The organism is Piscinibacter lacus (assembly GCF_016735685.1).
Lineage (GTDB): Bacteria > Pseudomonadota > Gammaproteobacteria > Burkholderiales > Burkholderiaceae_C > Aquariibacter > Aquariibacter lacus.
This window is the reverse complement of record NZ_JAERRA010000001.1, coordinates 2086999-2100765: the sequence shown is the minus strand read 5'-3', so window position 1 is coordinate 2100765 and position 13767 is coordinate 2086999. Positions and strand designations below refer to the sequence as shown.

The 13767-nt window shown below is 71.4% G+C and carries 11 protein-coding genes; 2 read left to right on the top strand and 9 right to left on the bottom strand.

The genetic code is table 11. The features are described 5' to 3' along the window. Positions 1-4: 4 nt before the first annotated feature. A complete protein-coding gene (locus tag JI742_RS09430; protein WP_201825898.1) occupies positions 5-1357 on the top strand; it encodes a PA0069 family radical SAM protein in 1353 nt (450 codons plus the stop codon). A 69-nt stretch (positions 1358-1426) separates the two neighbouring features. Here JI742_RS09430 and JI742_RS09425 read toward each other — a convergent pair whose 3' ends face one another. From JI742_RS09425 to hemH, 6 genes are all read right to left on the bottom strand, one after another. Continuing rightward, on the bottom strand, positions 1427-1621 hold the full coding sequence (locus tag JI742_RS09425; RefSeq protein ID WP_201825896.1) for a hypothetical protein: 195 nt from the start codon (positions 1619-1621) through the stop codon (positions 1427-1429). A 61-nt stretch (positions 1622-1682) separates the two neighbouring features. Continuing rightward, positions 1683-2813: a molecular chaperone DnaJ gene (dnaJ, locus tag JI742_RS09420; RefSeq protein WP_201825894.1), complete on the bottom strand. Its 1131-nt coding sequence runs from the start codon at positions 2811-2813 to the stop codon at positions 1683-1685. A gap of 113 nt (positions 2814-2926) precedes the next feature. Then, on the bottom strand, positions 2927-4915 hold the full coding sequence (gene dnaK, locus JI742_RS09415) for a molecular chaperone DnaK (protein ID WP_350309664.1): 1989 nt from the start codon (positions 4913-4915) through the stop codon (positions 2927-2929). A gap of 60 nt (positions 4916-4975) precedes the next feature. Next, on the bottom strand, positions 4976-5518 hold the full coding sequence (gene grpE / locus JI742_RS09410) for a nucleotide exchange factor GrpE (RefSeq protein WP_201825890.1): 543 nt from the start codon (positions 5516-5518) through the stop codon (positions 4976-4978). Between the two features lie 164 nt (positions 5519-5682). Continuing rightward, a complete protein-coding gene (locus JI742_RS09405) occupies positions 5683-6108 on the bottom strand; it encodes an RNA-binding S4 domain-containing protein (RefSeq protein WP_201825888.1) in 426 nt (141 codons plus the stop codon). Positions 6109-6121: 13 nt separating this feature from the next. After that, positions 6122-7216 carry a ferrochelatase gene (gene hemH, locus JI742_RS09400; RefSeq protein ID WP_201825886.1) on the bottom strand — a complete coding sequence of 365 codons (1095 nt, stop codon included), beginning with the start codon at positions 7214-7216 and terminating at the stop codon, positions 6122-6124. 123 nt (positions 7217-7339) lie between these two features. On the opposite strand from hemH, the gene JI742_RS09395 reads away from it, so the two are divergent. After that, complete coding sequence (locus tag JI742_RS09395; RefSeq protein ID WP_201825883.1) at positions 7340-8068, top strand: HAD family hydrolase; 729 nt, start codon at positions 7340-7342, stop codon at positions 8066-8068. Positions 8069-8097: 29 nt separating this feature from the next. On the opposite strand, the gene JI742_RS09390 is transcribed toward JI742_RS09395, so the two are convergent. The 3 genes from JI742_RS09390 to dnaG all read right to left on the bottom strand — a co-directional run bounded on the left by JI742_RS09390 (position 8098) and on the right by dnaG (position 13635). Continuing rightward, complete coding sequence (locus JI742_RS09390; RefSeq protein ID WP_201825881.1) at positions 8098-9000, bottom strand: FHA domain-containing protein; 903 nt, start codon at positions 8998-9000, stop codon at positions 8098-8100. Positions 9001-9032: 32 nt separating this feature from the next. Beyond that, positions 9033-11348 carry an RNA polymerase sigma factor RpoD gene (gene rpoD, locus JI742_RS09385; RefSeq protein ID WP_201825878.1) on the bottom strand — a complete coding sequence of 772 codons (2316 nt, stop codon included), beginning with the start codon at positions 11346-11348 and terminating at the stop codon, positions 9033-9035. A 304-nt stretch (positions 11349-11652) separates the two neighbouring features. Next, complete coding sequence (dnaG, locus tag JI742_RS09380) at positions 11653-13635, bottom strand: DNA primase (protein WP_201825875.1); 1983 nt, start codon at positions 13633-13635, stop codon at positions 11653-11655. Between the last annotated feature and the right edge of the window lie 132 nt (positions 13636-13767).

Below are 13767 nucleotides of genomic sequence, written 5' to 3'. Positions count from 1 at the left end.
AGTTATGCGCCCCGACCCCTTCCCCCCCGACGACGCCCCGGCCCCCTGGGCCGAGCCGCCCGCCGCGGCCTTGCCGCCGCCGACGCGCCCGCTCGCGCCCCGCAAGGGGCGCGGCACCGTGCAGCAGCCCCTGCCGCGCCACCAGGCCTGGCAGCGCGAGCCGGTCGACGACGGCTGGGGCCTGCCTGACGACGAGCCGCCGCCGGTCCGCAGGCCGCCTGAGCCGGTCGAGCCGGTCGAGCCGGCCGCGCGGGACGAGCCCGAGGCCTTGCCTGCCGACGACGCAGCCGTCGACCCAGCCGCCGACGCAGCCGTCCCGCTCCGCCCCGCCAGCCCCGTCGCGCCCGAGCCGGCGGATGCTCCCGCCGCCGAGCCCCCGGGCCCGCGCACCACCCTGCATCCGGTGCGGGTGCGGCGCATGCTGTCGAGCAACGACTCGCCCGACGTGCCCTTCAGCCTCTCGTTGAACCCCTACCGCGGCTGCGAGCATGGCTGCATCTACTGCTATGCCCGGCCCAGCCACGCCTGGCTGGACCGCTCGCCCGGTCTGGATTTCGAGACCGAGATCGAAGTCAAGACCAATGCGGTCGAGCGCCTGCGCGAGGAGCTGGCCCGGCCCGGCCACCGGCCCAGCCCGATCAACCTCGGCGCCGTGACCGACCCCTACCAGCCCGCCGAGCGCATCTGGCGCCTGAGCCGCGGCCTGCTGGAGCTGTTGGTCGAGACCGGCCATCCCTTCACCATCGTCACCAAGGGCGCGGGCATCGTGCAGGACCTGGACCTGATCGCCCGGGCCGCGGCCCTCGGCCGGGCGGCGGTCTCGATCTCCATCACCACCCAGGACCCGCGCCTGGCCCGCCTGCTCGAACCCCGGGCCAGCGCGCCGAATGCGCGCTGGGCGGCGGTGCGCCGCCTGGCCGAGGCCGGCGTGCCGGTGGCGGTGAATGCCGCGCCCATCATTCCCTTCCTGAACGAGCCCGAGATCGAGCGCATCGCTGCCCAGGCCGCCGCCCACGGCGCGGTCGCCTTGCACTACACCGTGCTGCGGCTGCCGCGCGAGGTGGCGCCGCTGTTTCGCCAGTGGCTGCAAGACCATGTGCCCGAGCGGGCCGAGCGCATCATGGCGCGCCTGCAATCCATGCGTGGCGGGCGCGACAACGACAGCGATTTCCGCCACCGCATGCACGGCGAGGGGCCCTGGGCCGCGCTGATCGCGCAGCGCATCGAGCAGGCCGCCGCCCGCCACGGCCTGGCGCGCCGCCTGCCGCGGCTGGACTGCAGCGGTTTCCGCCCGCCCGCGCCGCCACCACGCCGGCGGGCTGCGGCGCAGGATGCGGCGCAGGTCGAGCTGTTCTGAGCGCGCCTTGCCCGCCCGCCGCGGGGCGCGAGGCAAGCCGGGGCGGCCCGGCGTTTCCTCGGAGCGAGATCAGGTTCGCGCCCGGTCGCAGGCCTGCATCAGGTCCAGCGCCGGCCGGTATTCGGCCGAGCGCAGGCCGACCAGGCCGTAGACGGTGTGGAAGAGCTGGTCGTGGCTCAGGGCCTGATCCCGCTGCCGGCCCAGGCAGCCCTGGGGGCCGAGGGCCTCGCGGCGGGCGGCGTCCAGCCACAGGATCATCGGCACATGGGTCTGGGCGGCCGGGCCTGAACCCGGCCCCGCCGCCTTCAGGCCCCGCGGCCCGTGCTTACTTGAACAGGTCCTTGACCCGGTCGGTCCAGCTCTTGGCATTCGGCGAGTGCTTGTCGCCGCCTTGCTGCAGGGCTTCGTCCAGCTCGCGGAAGAGCTTGCGCTGGGCGTCGTTGAGCTTGACCGGAATCTCCACCGCGACGTGGCAGTACAGATCGCCCGGCAGGCTGGCCCGCACGCCCTTCACGCCCTTGCCGCGCAGGCGGAAGGTCTTGCCGTGCTGGGTGCCCTCGGGCAGCTCGATCTCGGCCTTGCCGGCCAGGGTCGGCACCTCGATCGCGCCGCCGAGCGCGGCCGTGCTGACGCTGACCGGCACCGTGCAGTGCAGGTCGTCGCCGTCGCGCTCGAAGACCTCATGGGCCTTGATGCGGATCTCGATGTAGAGGTCGCCCGGGGGGCCGCCGTTGCTGCCCGGCTCGCCGTTGCCGGCCGAGCGGATCCGCATGCCTTCGGCGATGCCGGCCGGGATGCGCACCTCCAGCGTCTTCTGCTTCTTGATCTGGCCGGCGCCATTGCAGGCCGGGCAGGGCTCCGGAATGATCTTGCCGGTGCCACGGCAGTGCGGGCAGGTCTGCTGGATGCTGAAGAAGCCCTGGCGCAAGTGGACGGTGCCGGTGCCATTGCAGGCCGTGCAGGCCTTGGCGCTGGTGCCTGCCTTGGCGCCGCTGCCGTGGCAACTGCCGCATTCCTCCCAGCTCGGGATGCGGATCTGCGTCTCCTTGCCGAAGGCGGCTTCCTCCAGCGTGATCTCCATCGAGTAGGAGAGGTCGCTGCCGCGGTAGACCTGCTGGCCGCGGCGGCCGCCGCCCTGGCCGAAGATGTCGCCGAAGATGTCGCCGAAGGCTTCGGCGAAACCGCCCATGCCCTCGCCGCCGGCGCCGCGGCCGCCCAGGTTGGGGTCGACCCCGGCATGGCCGAACTGGTCGTAGGCCCCGCGCTTCTGCGGGTCGGAGAGCATCTCGTAGGCCTCCTTGGCCTCCTTGAACTTCTCCTCGGCCTCCTTCGCCCCCTCGCCCTGGTTGCGGTCGGGGTGGTGCTTCATGGCCAGCTTGCGGTAGGCCTTCTTGATGTCGTCGTCGCTCGCGTTCTTCGGCACGCCGAGGACGTCGTAGTAGTCGCGCTTGGCCATGGGGTCAGCAGGAAAGGCGCAAGGCCCTCGTGGGATGCACGAGGGCCGGGCGCGGGTTCAGCGGGAGGCTGCCGAGCGCGTCGGCAGGTCGGTGGGACGCGGCAGGTCCCGGATCACTTGGTGTCCTTGACTTCCTTGAAGTCGGCGTCCACCACGTCGTCGGCCGCGGCCTTGGCCGGCTCGTCGGCCGAAGCCGAAGCACCCGCCGTGCCCGCAGCCGCCGCGGCCTGCGCGGCCTGGGCTTCGGCATAGACCTTCTCGCCGAGCTTCTGGCTCACGTTCATCAGGGCCTCGGTCTTGGCCTCGATGGCGTCCTTGTCCTCGCCCTTGAGGGCCTCGTCGGCGTCCTTCAGCGCGGCCTCGATCTTTTCCTTCTCGCCGGCGTCGAGCTTGTCGCCGTGCTCGGCCAGGCTCTTGCGCACCGAGTGCACCATGGCATCGCCCTGGTTGCGGGCCTGGATCAATTCGAGCTTCTTGGCATCCTCGGCGGCATTCAGCTCGGCATCCTTCACCATCTTCTGGATCTCGTCTTCCGACAGGCCCGAGTTCGCCTTGATGGTGATCTTGTTCTCCTTGCCGGTGCCCTTGTCCTTCGCGCCGACGTGCAGGATGCCGTTCGCGTCGATGTCGAAGCTCACCTCGATCTGCGGCGTGCCGCGCGGCGCCGGCGGGATGCCTTCGAGGTTGAACTCGCCCAGGCTCTTGTTGCCGGCGGCCATCTCGCGCTCGCCCTGGAAGACCTTGATCGTCACGGCCGGCTGGTTGTCGTCGGCGGTCGAGAACACCTGCGCGAACTTGGTCGGGATGGTGGTGTTCTTCTTGATCATCTTGGTCATCACGCCGCCCAGGGTCTCGATGCCCAGGGACAGCGGGGTGACGTCGAGCAGCAGCACGTCCTTGCGATCGCCCGAAAGCACCTGGCCCTGGATGGCGGCACCGACGGCGACGGCCTCGTCCGGGTTCACATCCTTGCGCGGCTCCTTGCCGAAGAAGGCCTTGACCGTGTCCTGCACCTTGGGCATGCGGGTCATGCCGCCGACCAGGATCACGTCGTCGATGTCGGCGACGTTCACGCCGGCATCCTTCACCGCGGTGCGGCAGGGGGCGATGGTGCGCTCGATCAGCTCCTCGACCAGCGACTCCAGCTTGGCGCGGTTCAGGCGGATGTTGAGGTGCTTGGGGCCGGTCGCGTCGGCGGTGATGTAGGGCAGGTTGACGTCGGTGCCGGTCGAGCTCGACAGCTCGATCTTGGCCTTCTCCGCGGCTTCCTTCAGGCGCTGCAGGGCCAGCACGTCCTTGCTCAGGTCGACGCCCTGGTCCTTCTTGAACTCGCCGATGATGAAATCGATGATGCGCTGGTCGAAGTCCTCGCCGCCGAGGAAGGTGTCGCCATTGGTCGACAGCACCTCGAACTGCATCTCGCCGTCGACGTCGGCGATCTCGATGATCGAGATGTCGAAGGTGCCGCCGCCCAGGTCGTACACCGCGATCTTGCGGTCGCCCTTGCCGTGCTTGTCCAGGCCGAAGGCCAGGGCCGCGGCGGTGGGCTCGTTGATGATGCGCTTGACTTCCAGGCCGGCGATGCGGCCGGCATCCTTGGTGGCCTGGCGCTGCGCGTCGTTGAAGTAGGCCGGCACGGTGATGACGGCTTCGGTCACCGGCTCGCCGAGATAGTCCTCGGCGGTCTTCTTCATCTTGCGCAGCACCTCGGCGCTGACCTGCGGCGGCGCGAACTTCTTGCCGCGCACTTCCACCCAGGCGTCGCCGTTGTCGGCGGCGGTGATGGCATAGGGCATCAGGTCGATGTCCTTCTGCACTTCCTTCTCGGTGAACTTGCGGCCGATCAGGCGCTTGACCGCGTACAGGGTGTTGCGCGGGTTGGTGACCGCCTGGCGCTTGGCCGAGGCGCCGACCAGCACCTCGCCGTCTTCCTGGTAGGCAATGATCGACGGCGTGGTGCGCGCACCCTCGCTGTTCTCGATCACCTTGGTGGTGTTGCCTTCCATGATGGCCACGCAGGAGTTCGTGGTGCCGAGGTCGATGCCGATGATCTTGCTCATGGGATTGCTCCGGGGAGAGGTGTGGGGTTTGGCCGTGCAGATGGAGGATGCGCGGCGGAATTCAAGGGGCTTCAGGCGCGGCGCGGGCCGGCCAGGGCGGCATCACTTGGGGGCCGAGACGGTGACCAGCGCCGGGCGCAGCACGCGGTCGACGATGAGGTAGCCCTTCTGCAGCACGGCGACCACGGTGTTGGCCTCGTGTTCCGAGGGCACGACGCTGATGGCCTGGTGCTGGTGCGGGTCGAACTTGCTGCCGGCCGTGGGCGCGACTTCAAGCACCTTGTGCCGCTCCAGCGCTTGGCTGAGCTGGCGCAGCGTGGCATGGCTGCCTTCGCGGAGCTGCTCGGGCGTGGCGTTCTCGATGGCCAGCGCGGCTTCGAGGCTGTCCTTGACCGGCAGCATGCTTTCGGCGAAGGACTCCACCGCGAATTTGCGGGCCTTGGAGATTTCCTCCTCGGCGCGGCGGCGGGTGTTCTCCACCTCGGCCTTGGCGCGCAGGTAGGCGTCGGACATCTCCGCATGGCGCAGCTTCAGCTCGGCCAGCTCGGCGGCAGCATCGGGCACGCTGGCGGCCGGGGCAGCCGCCGGGGCGGGCGAGACGGGCTGGGCATCGAAAGACGGTTCGGAACGGGGGGCGTCGGACATCGGGCGGAAGGGCGGGGCGCCGGGCGGATGGGGCAGGGGATGGGACCGGTCTCGATCCCGCGATGGGCCGCAGTTGGGGGCCCGTCGGCAGGCTTCAAGGGCCCGGCGTGAAAAAAACCGCACCGACCGGCGGGGCCGGGCCGGGCCGGTGCTTTCCGTCAGCCTCAGTCGAGGCTGGCGCTCCAGCGCTGCCAGTCGACGAGCTGGCGGCGGTCGCGCTTGGTCGGCCGGCCCTGCTCCAGGCTGGAGGCCGGCTCGATGCCCATGCGGCGCTGCTCGGCCAGCTCGGCCCGCCGCGCCACGCTTTCGGGCGTTTCCTCGTAGAGCTGCTGGGCGACCGGCGCCGGGCCGCGCACGGCGCTGAGCCCGCGCACGAGCACCGTGCGCGGCATGCCGCCTGGATTGAGATCCAGCACATCGCCCAGGTGCAGTTGCCGCGCCACCTTGGCCGGCTGGCCGTTGACCTTGACCTGGTGGCGCTCGACCGCCTCGGCCGCGAGCGCGCGGGTCTTGTAGAAGCGCGCGGCCCAGAGCCAGCGGTCCAGCCTTTCGCCGGGCAGGGCGGCCGGCGGCGGGGGCGGGCGGCTCATCGGCCGGGCCGCCTCAAGCCTTGGCGCCCCGGGCCAGCGCCCGGGTGCAGCGGGCGGCGCGTTCGGCCGGCTCGGGCGTCGGGCCGTCGGGCCAGCCTTGCAAGTGGCGGCTGGCGATACCGGCCAGGGCCTCGATCCAGGCCGGGTCGGCATTCAGGCAAGGCACATGGTGGAAGACCTTGCCCCCGGCTTCCAGGAAGGCATGGCGAGCTTCCTGGGCGATTTCCTCCAGCGTCTCCAGGCAGTCGGCGACGAAGCCGGGGCAGAACACATCGACCCGGCCGATGCCTTGCTGCCCCAGGGCGATCAGGGTCGGCTCGGTGTAGGGCTCCAGCCACTTGGCCTTGCCGAAGCGGCTCTGGAAGGTGGTCATCAACTGCTCGGGCGGCAGGCCCAGGCGCTCGCCCAGCAGGCGCGCCGTGGCCAGGCACTGGCAGTGGTAGGGGTCGCCGAGGGTGAGGGTGCGCTCGGGCACGCCGTGGAAGCTCAGCACCAGGCGCTCGGGCCGGCCGTGCTCGGCCCAGTGGGCCTCCAGGCGGCGGGCCAGGGCGTCGATGTAGCCGGGGTCGTCGTGGTATTGGTTGACGAAGCGCAGCTCGGGCAGGCGACGCTGGCTGCCCGCCCAGGCGTAGACGGCGTCGAAGACGCTGGCCGTGGTGGTGGCCGAATACTGCGGATAGGCCGGCAGGATGAGGATGCGGGTCGCGCCCTCGGCCTTGAGCGTGTCGAGCTGGCTCGCCACCGAGGGCTGGCCGTAGCGCATGGCCGGCAGCACCCGCAGCGCGCCGCGGCCGGCCCGGGCGAAGGCCTCGGCCAGGCGATGGGCCTGGGCGCGGGTCCACACGGCGAGCGGCGAACCCTCTTCGGTCCAGACGGTGGCGTACTTGGCGGCCGACTTGGCCGGCCGCAGGCGCAGGATGATGCCGTGCAGGATGGGCAGCCAGACCAGGCGCGGGATCTCGACCACGCGCGGGTCGCCGAGGAATTCGGCCAGATACCGCCGCAGGGCGGGCGCGGTGGCGGCATCCGGCGTGCCCAGGTTTACCCAGAGGACGGCCGTGTGCTCGGCCTGGTCGTGGCGGTAAGGGGGTTCGGCCTGGTGCTTCATCGGGTGGGGGAGTGCGGGTGAGCCCGGATTGTCGCCGGGCGCGCCGACCGGGCGCCCCGCTCGGGATCGCCAGGCCGCAGCCCGCCCCCGAAGCGCGGGAAGCCGGCGCGGCACACTCCGCCCATGGTTCACAACCCTCCCGGCGGCCCGGCCCCCGCGCCGCTCGACCCCCGCAAGCTCCAGGCCCTGAGCCTGGACCTGGACGACACGCTCTGGCCCATCGCCCCCACCCTGGCCCGTGCCGAACAGGCCCTGGCCGACTGGCTGGTCCGTCATGCCCCGGCCACCGCGGCGGCCTGGCCGCCGGCCCGCATGCTGGCCCTGCGCCAGCGCATCGGCCAGGCGCACCCGGAGCTGGCCCACGACCTCAGCGCCCTGCGCCTCAAGACCCTGGACCAGGCCCTGCGTGAGGCGGGCGAGGACCCGGCCCTGGCCGGTCCGGCTTTCGACGTGTTCTTCGCGGCGCGGCAGCGTGTCGAGCTGCTGCCCGGCGTGGCCGAGACGCTCGACCGCCTGGCCGCCCGCTGGCCGCTCTATGCCCTCAGCAACGGCAATGCCGACCTGGTACAGACTGGCATCGCGCGCTGGTTCCGCGGCAGCTTGTCGGCCCGCGAGGCCGGCGTGGCCAAGCCGCATCCGCAGATCTTCCAGCAGGCCTGCGCCCGGCTGGGCAGCCCGCCGGCGGCCGTGCTGCACATCGGCGACGACCTCCATGCCGATGTACTGGGCGCCCGGGCGGCCGGCCTGCGCGCGGCCTGGCTGCGGCCAGCCCACCGGGCCGATCCGGCCCAGCCGGCCTGCTGGCAGGGCGAGCATCTGCCCGCCCTGGGCGACTGGCTGCTGGCGGCTTGAGCCTGCGCCGGTCGGGGGCGCAAGCGCCTTCAGCCCCCGGGCTCGACCTGGAAGGCCAGCATGGCGCTGCCGGCCGAGCCGGGCGGGCCGCCCAGGCTGATCAGGCCCTGGCCGCGCAGGGCGCACAGGCTGCGGTGCAGGGCACGCAGCTCGCCGGGCTTGCCGTCCTCGCCGAGGAAGCGCAGGAAGCTGCCGTTGGCACTGAGGTCGATCAGCTCGAAGCTGCCCTCGCGCCACTCGATGCGCGCATGGCTGCGCGAGACGCGCGGCTGCGTCAGCGCCACGGTGGCCGCACGGTCGCGGCCCAGGCTGATCGGCAGGTCCGCCGGACCGAGGCTGAGCTTGAGCTGTTCGCCCCGCAGGCTCAGCCGCTGAGCCTGCGCCGGGACACCACCCTGCCGCGAAGCCTCGAAGGCCACCGTCAGCGCCGTGGCCCCGCGCTGGAGGGCGGCCGGCAGGCGGTAGACCTGCACCGGCGCCTGGCGGCCGCGCAAGTGCAGCGGCCCCAGGCGCTGGAAGCGGGCGCGCTCGTCGCCGTCCAGGGCGGCCACCAGCTCCGCGCTGGCCAGGATCTCCTCGTCGCCGGCCCGGTCCAGCAGGCGGGCGGCCACATTGAGGCCGTCACCCAACCAGTCCTCGCCGACGGCGACCAGCTCGCCATGGCTCAAGGCCAGGCGCAGGGCCAGGCGGCGCGCGCCGTCGGCCGGTGCATGGGCAGCGGCCTGCTGCATGGCCTCGGCGGCCTGCAAGGCATGCACGGGTTCGGCGAAGACGGCCATCAAGCCATCGCCCAGGGTCTTGACCGCCTGGCCATGATGGGCCCGGGCCAGCGCGACCAGAGCGGCAATCCGCTCCGCCACCTGCGCGGCGGCCGGCGCATTGCCCAGCCGCTCGAACAGCCCGGTGCTGCCGCGCAGGTCGGCGAACAGCACGGTGCGGCGCCGTGGCGCCGTCCCGCCTGGGCTCACAGGTTGTCGAGGTAGGTGCGCAGCTTGTCCGAGCGGCTCGGGTGCTTGAGCTTGCGGATGGCCTTGGCCTCGATCTGGCGGATGCGCTCGCGGGTCACGTCGAACTGCTTGCCGACTTCTTCCAGCGTGTGGTCGCTCTGCATCTCGATGCCGAAGCGCATGCGCAGCACCTTGGCTTCGCGCGGGGTCAGCGAATCGAGGATGTCCTTCACCACATCGCGCAGGCCGGCCTGCATCGCAGCCTCAATCGGCGCGGTGTTGTTGGTGTCCTCGATGAAGTCGCCCAGGTGCGAGTCGTCGTCGTCGCCGATCGGCGTCTCCATGGAGATCGGCTCCTTGGCGATCTTCATGATCTTGCGCACCTTGTCCTCGGGCATCTCCATCTTCTCGGCCAGCGTCGGGGCGTCGGGCTCGTAGCCGAACTCCTGCAGATGCTGGCGCGAGATGCGGTTCATCTTGTTGATCGTCTCGATCATGTGCACCGGGATGCGGATGGTGCGCGCCTGATCGGCGATCGACCGCGTGATGGCCTGGCGAATCCACCAGGTGGCGTAGGTCGAGAACTTGTAGCCGCGGCGGTATTCGAACTTGTCGACCGCCTTCATCAGGCCGATGTTGCCTTCCTGGATCAGGTCGAGGAACTGCAAGCCGCGGTTGGTGTACTTCTTGGCGATCGAGATGACCAGGCGCAGGTTGGCCTCGATCATTTCCTTCTTCGCATCGCGGCTGGCCTTCTCGCCCTGGTTCATCTTCATGTTGATGAGCTTCAGGTCGTCGATCGGCACGACGGCGCGCGACTGGATGTCGGCCAGCTTCTGCTGCAAATCCTGGATGGGCGGCAGGTTGCGCGCCATCACCGCGCTGTAGGGCTTGCCGGCCGCGGCTTCCTTCTCGGCCCACTGCAGGTTCAGCACATTGGGCGGGAAGCTCTTGATGAAGTGCTCCTGCGGCATGCCGCACTTGTCGACGACGATCTTGCGGATCTCGCGCTCGTAGCGGCGGATGTCGTCGACCTGCGAGCGCAGGATGGCGCAGAGCTTCTCGATCGTCTTGACCGTGAAGCGGATGCTCATGATCACGCCGCTGACCGCGTACTGGGCCTTGTTGTAGGACTGGGCCTTGTAGCCGTCCTTCTCGTATGCCTTGCGCATGCGGTCGAAGTTCTCGCGCAGCTCGTCGAGCTTGACGAGCGCAGCGGTCTTCAGCTCTTCGAGCTTCTTGGTCAGGGCCTTGCTGCCGCCCGCGCCGTCGTCGTCCTCGGACTCGTCGAATTCGTCGAAATCCTCTTCGGCCACATAGTCGTCGGCCTCGTCGTCGGAGACGAAGCCGTCGACCACCTCGGAGATCTGCATCTCGCCGGCGCGGATCTTGTCGGCCAGTTCCAGGATCGCAGCGATGGTCGCCGGCGACTCGCTGATCGCCAGCATCATGGCCTGCAGGCCACCTTCGATGCGCTTGGCGATCTCGATCTCGCCCTCGCGGGTCAGCAGCTCGACGGTGCCCATCTCGCGCATGTACATGCGCACCGGGTCGGTCGTGCGGCCGAATTCGCTGTCGACGGTGGACAGCGCGGCCTCGGCCTCTTCCTCGGCCTCTTCCTCGGTCGAGGTGGAGGTGTTGCCGCCCGCGATCAGCAGGGTGGCCGCATCGGGCGCCTGCTCGTAGACGGCGATGCCCATGTCGTTGAGCATCGAGATGATGGCCTCCAGGATCTCGTCGGCCACCAGCTTCTCGGGCAGGTGGTCGTTGATTTCCTGGTGGGTCAGGTAGCCGCGGGTCTTGCCCATCTTGATGAGGGTCTTCAGCTCCTGGCGGCGCTTGTTGACTTCCTCATCGGTGAGCAGGGTCTCGTCGAGGCCGAACTCGCGCATCAGCGCGCGTTCCTTGGCCCGGCTGACCTTCATCCGCAGCGGCTTGGCCTTGGGCGCGTCGGCCTCGGCCTCGATCTCGACTTCGGCCACCGGGCTCTCGGCGCCGGCCTCGGTCTCGACATCCCCCTCGACCTCGGCCTCGATCTCGGCTTCGAGGTCGGTGAAGTCCTCCTCCTCGGCCGCGGCCTTGACCGGCTCGGCCTTGGCGGCCTTGCCCTTGGCCGGCTTGGCCGGCTTCTCGGCCTTGGCGGCCGCCGTCTTGCGGGCCGGGCGGGCGGGTGCGTCTTCGTCGAGGTTCAGCACCTCGTCGGCCACCGGCTTGGCGGCCGTCTTGGCCTTGCCCGCGGCGCGGGCCGGGGCCGTCTTGGCGGCGTCTTCGGCGGGCAGCGGGGCGGCAGGGGCCTTCGCCGTCTTGGCGGGCGCGCTCTTCTTCGCGGTCATGCGGATCCTCGGGGGTCAATCTCAGGGATGGGGCCAGCGGACCGGGCCGAGGGCCAGGCCAGCAAGGGCGACGCCAGGCGATGCCGCCTGCCCCGGAACGAAGGGCTTCTCCCGCGCCGTAGCGCAAGCCCTTCGCAGCGACAAGCTCACGTGAACCGTGTCAGTGCAGAAAGGCGGTGCCGGTGGCCCGTGGATGCTGCCCGTTTCGCGGGGGGCCGGTGGTCGCTCGGTCTGCGGTCACTCTTGCCGCTTTTCGATGGCACGGATTGTACCCGCTGGCCTTCGGCGGCCCGGCCGCCGGGGCTCAGGTCGGGGCTTGGGCCAGACCCTGTTCCAGCGTGCGGCGGCGGGTGTGCAGCGCCCGCCAGCGTTGCAGTGCGGCCGGGTCCTGCGCCGCTGCGGCGATGGCCTCGCTCTCCTCGCGCTTGAGCTGCTCGATCCACAGCCGGTCGACCAGGCGCCGCAGGGCCTGCGGCGAGTCCGCGATGTCCGGCAGCTCGCTGCCGGGAGGGGGCGCAAGGTCGGCCAGGCCCTCGGGCACCAGGCGCAGCGCGGCGCGGGCGAAGGCCGGCGGCTCGCCGTCCTCGTCCGGCGGCAGGCCTTGCAGCACGGCGCGCAGGGCCGGCCAGGGCTGGGGGCCGTGCTCGGCCAGCTCGCGTTCCAGCCAGGCGACCAGCGCGCCCAGCGGGGCCGGCAGGGCATGCAGCAGCTCATGGTCCTCGGGGCCGAGCCGGTCCCACCCGGCCGGGTCGGTCAGCAGCAGGCGCAGCACATGGTCGGCCGGGCCGGCGGGGGCGCGACGCGAGCCGCGGGGTGCCGCGGCTTCGCGCTCGCGGCCCGCAGCCCAGGGCGTGTCGCGCCAGCGGCCCTCGGCATCGCGCTTGCCGCGCCAGCCGCTGCGCGGGGCGGCTGCGTCGGCGCCAGCCTCGTCCGGCGCGGCGACCGCGTCGGCGCGGCCCCGGCCGCGGCCCGCCGGGCTGGACCAGAGCTGCAGCAGATCCTCCGCCTCCAGCCGGCCGAGCGCGGCCAGTTCGCCCAGCAGGCCGCGCTTGAGCGCGCCGTCGGGCAGGGCCGTCCACATCGGCCGGGCCTGGGCCAGGGCGCGCGCGCGGCCCTCGGCGCTGCCCAGGTCGCAGCCCTCGCCGGCCTGCTGCACAAGCTGGCGCGACAGCGGCACCGCCTGTTCGACCAGGCGCTGGAAGGCCTCGGCGCCGTGCTCGCGCACATAGCTGTCCGGGTCGTGCTCGGGCGGCAGGAAGAGAAAGCGCACGCTGCGCGTGTCGCTGGCATGGGGCAGGGCAGCCTCCAGCGCACGGCCCGCCGCGCGCCGGCCGGCGGCATCGCCGTCGAAGCTGAAGACCACCTGCTCGGTGAAGCGGAAGAGCTTCTGCACATGCTCGGCCGTGCAGGCGGTGCCGAGCGTGGCCACCGCGTTCTCGATGCCGAGCTGGGCCAGGGCCACCACGTCCATGTAGCCCTCGACCACCAGCACATGGCCGACCCGCCGCAGCGCGGCCCGCGCCTCGTACAGGCCGTAAAGCTCGCGGCCCTTGTGGAAGACCGGTGTCTCGGGCGAGTTCAGGTACTTGGGTTCGCCGCCGTCCAGCACCCGCCCGCCGAAGCCGATGACCTCGCCGGTCACGTTGCGGATGGGGAACATGATCCGGTCGCGGAAGCGGTCGTAGCGCCGGGCCTCGGCCGCGTCGGCGCCGTCCTCGTCCTTCAGGATGACCAGGCCCGAATCGGCCAGCAGCGGATCGTCGTAGCGCGGATAGACGCTGGCCAGGCCGCGCCAGCCCTCGGGCGCATAGCCCAGGCCGAAGCGGGCGGCGATCTCGCCCGACAGGCCGCGGCCCTTCAGGTAGGCAATCGCCTTGGGGCTGGCCTTGAGCTGCGCCTTGTAGTGCCCGGCGGCCTTGGCCAGCACCTCGGTCAGGGTGTGCTGGCGGGCCTTGGCGGCCTTGTCGCGCTCGCGCTCGGCGGCGCTTCGCTCGTCCTCGGGCACTTGCAGGCCGACGCTGCCGGCAAGCTCGGCCACCGCATCCTTGAAGCCCAGGCCGGCGTACTCGACCAGGAAGCGCAGCGCATCGCCGTGCACGCCGCAGCCGAAGCAGTGGTAGGTCTGTCGGCTCGGGCTGACGATGAAGCTGGGCGACTTCTCGCCGTGGAAGGGGCACAGGCCCTTGTGGTTGACGCCCGCCTTCTTGAGCTGCACATGCCGGCCGACCACCTCGACGATGTCGACGCGGGCGAGCAGGGTCTGCAGGAAATCGGCGGGAATGGCCACGGTGGCGGGCAGGGCGCGTAAGGGGAGGGCCCGGGGCCGGGCCGATCGATGGCTGCGAGTGTCGCCCGCCCGGCCGCCGCCCCGCCGGCGGCCCCGGCCCGGGCCGGGGCTTGACAGCTCGGGCAAGATCGA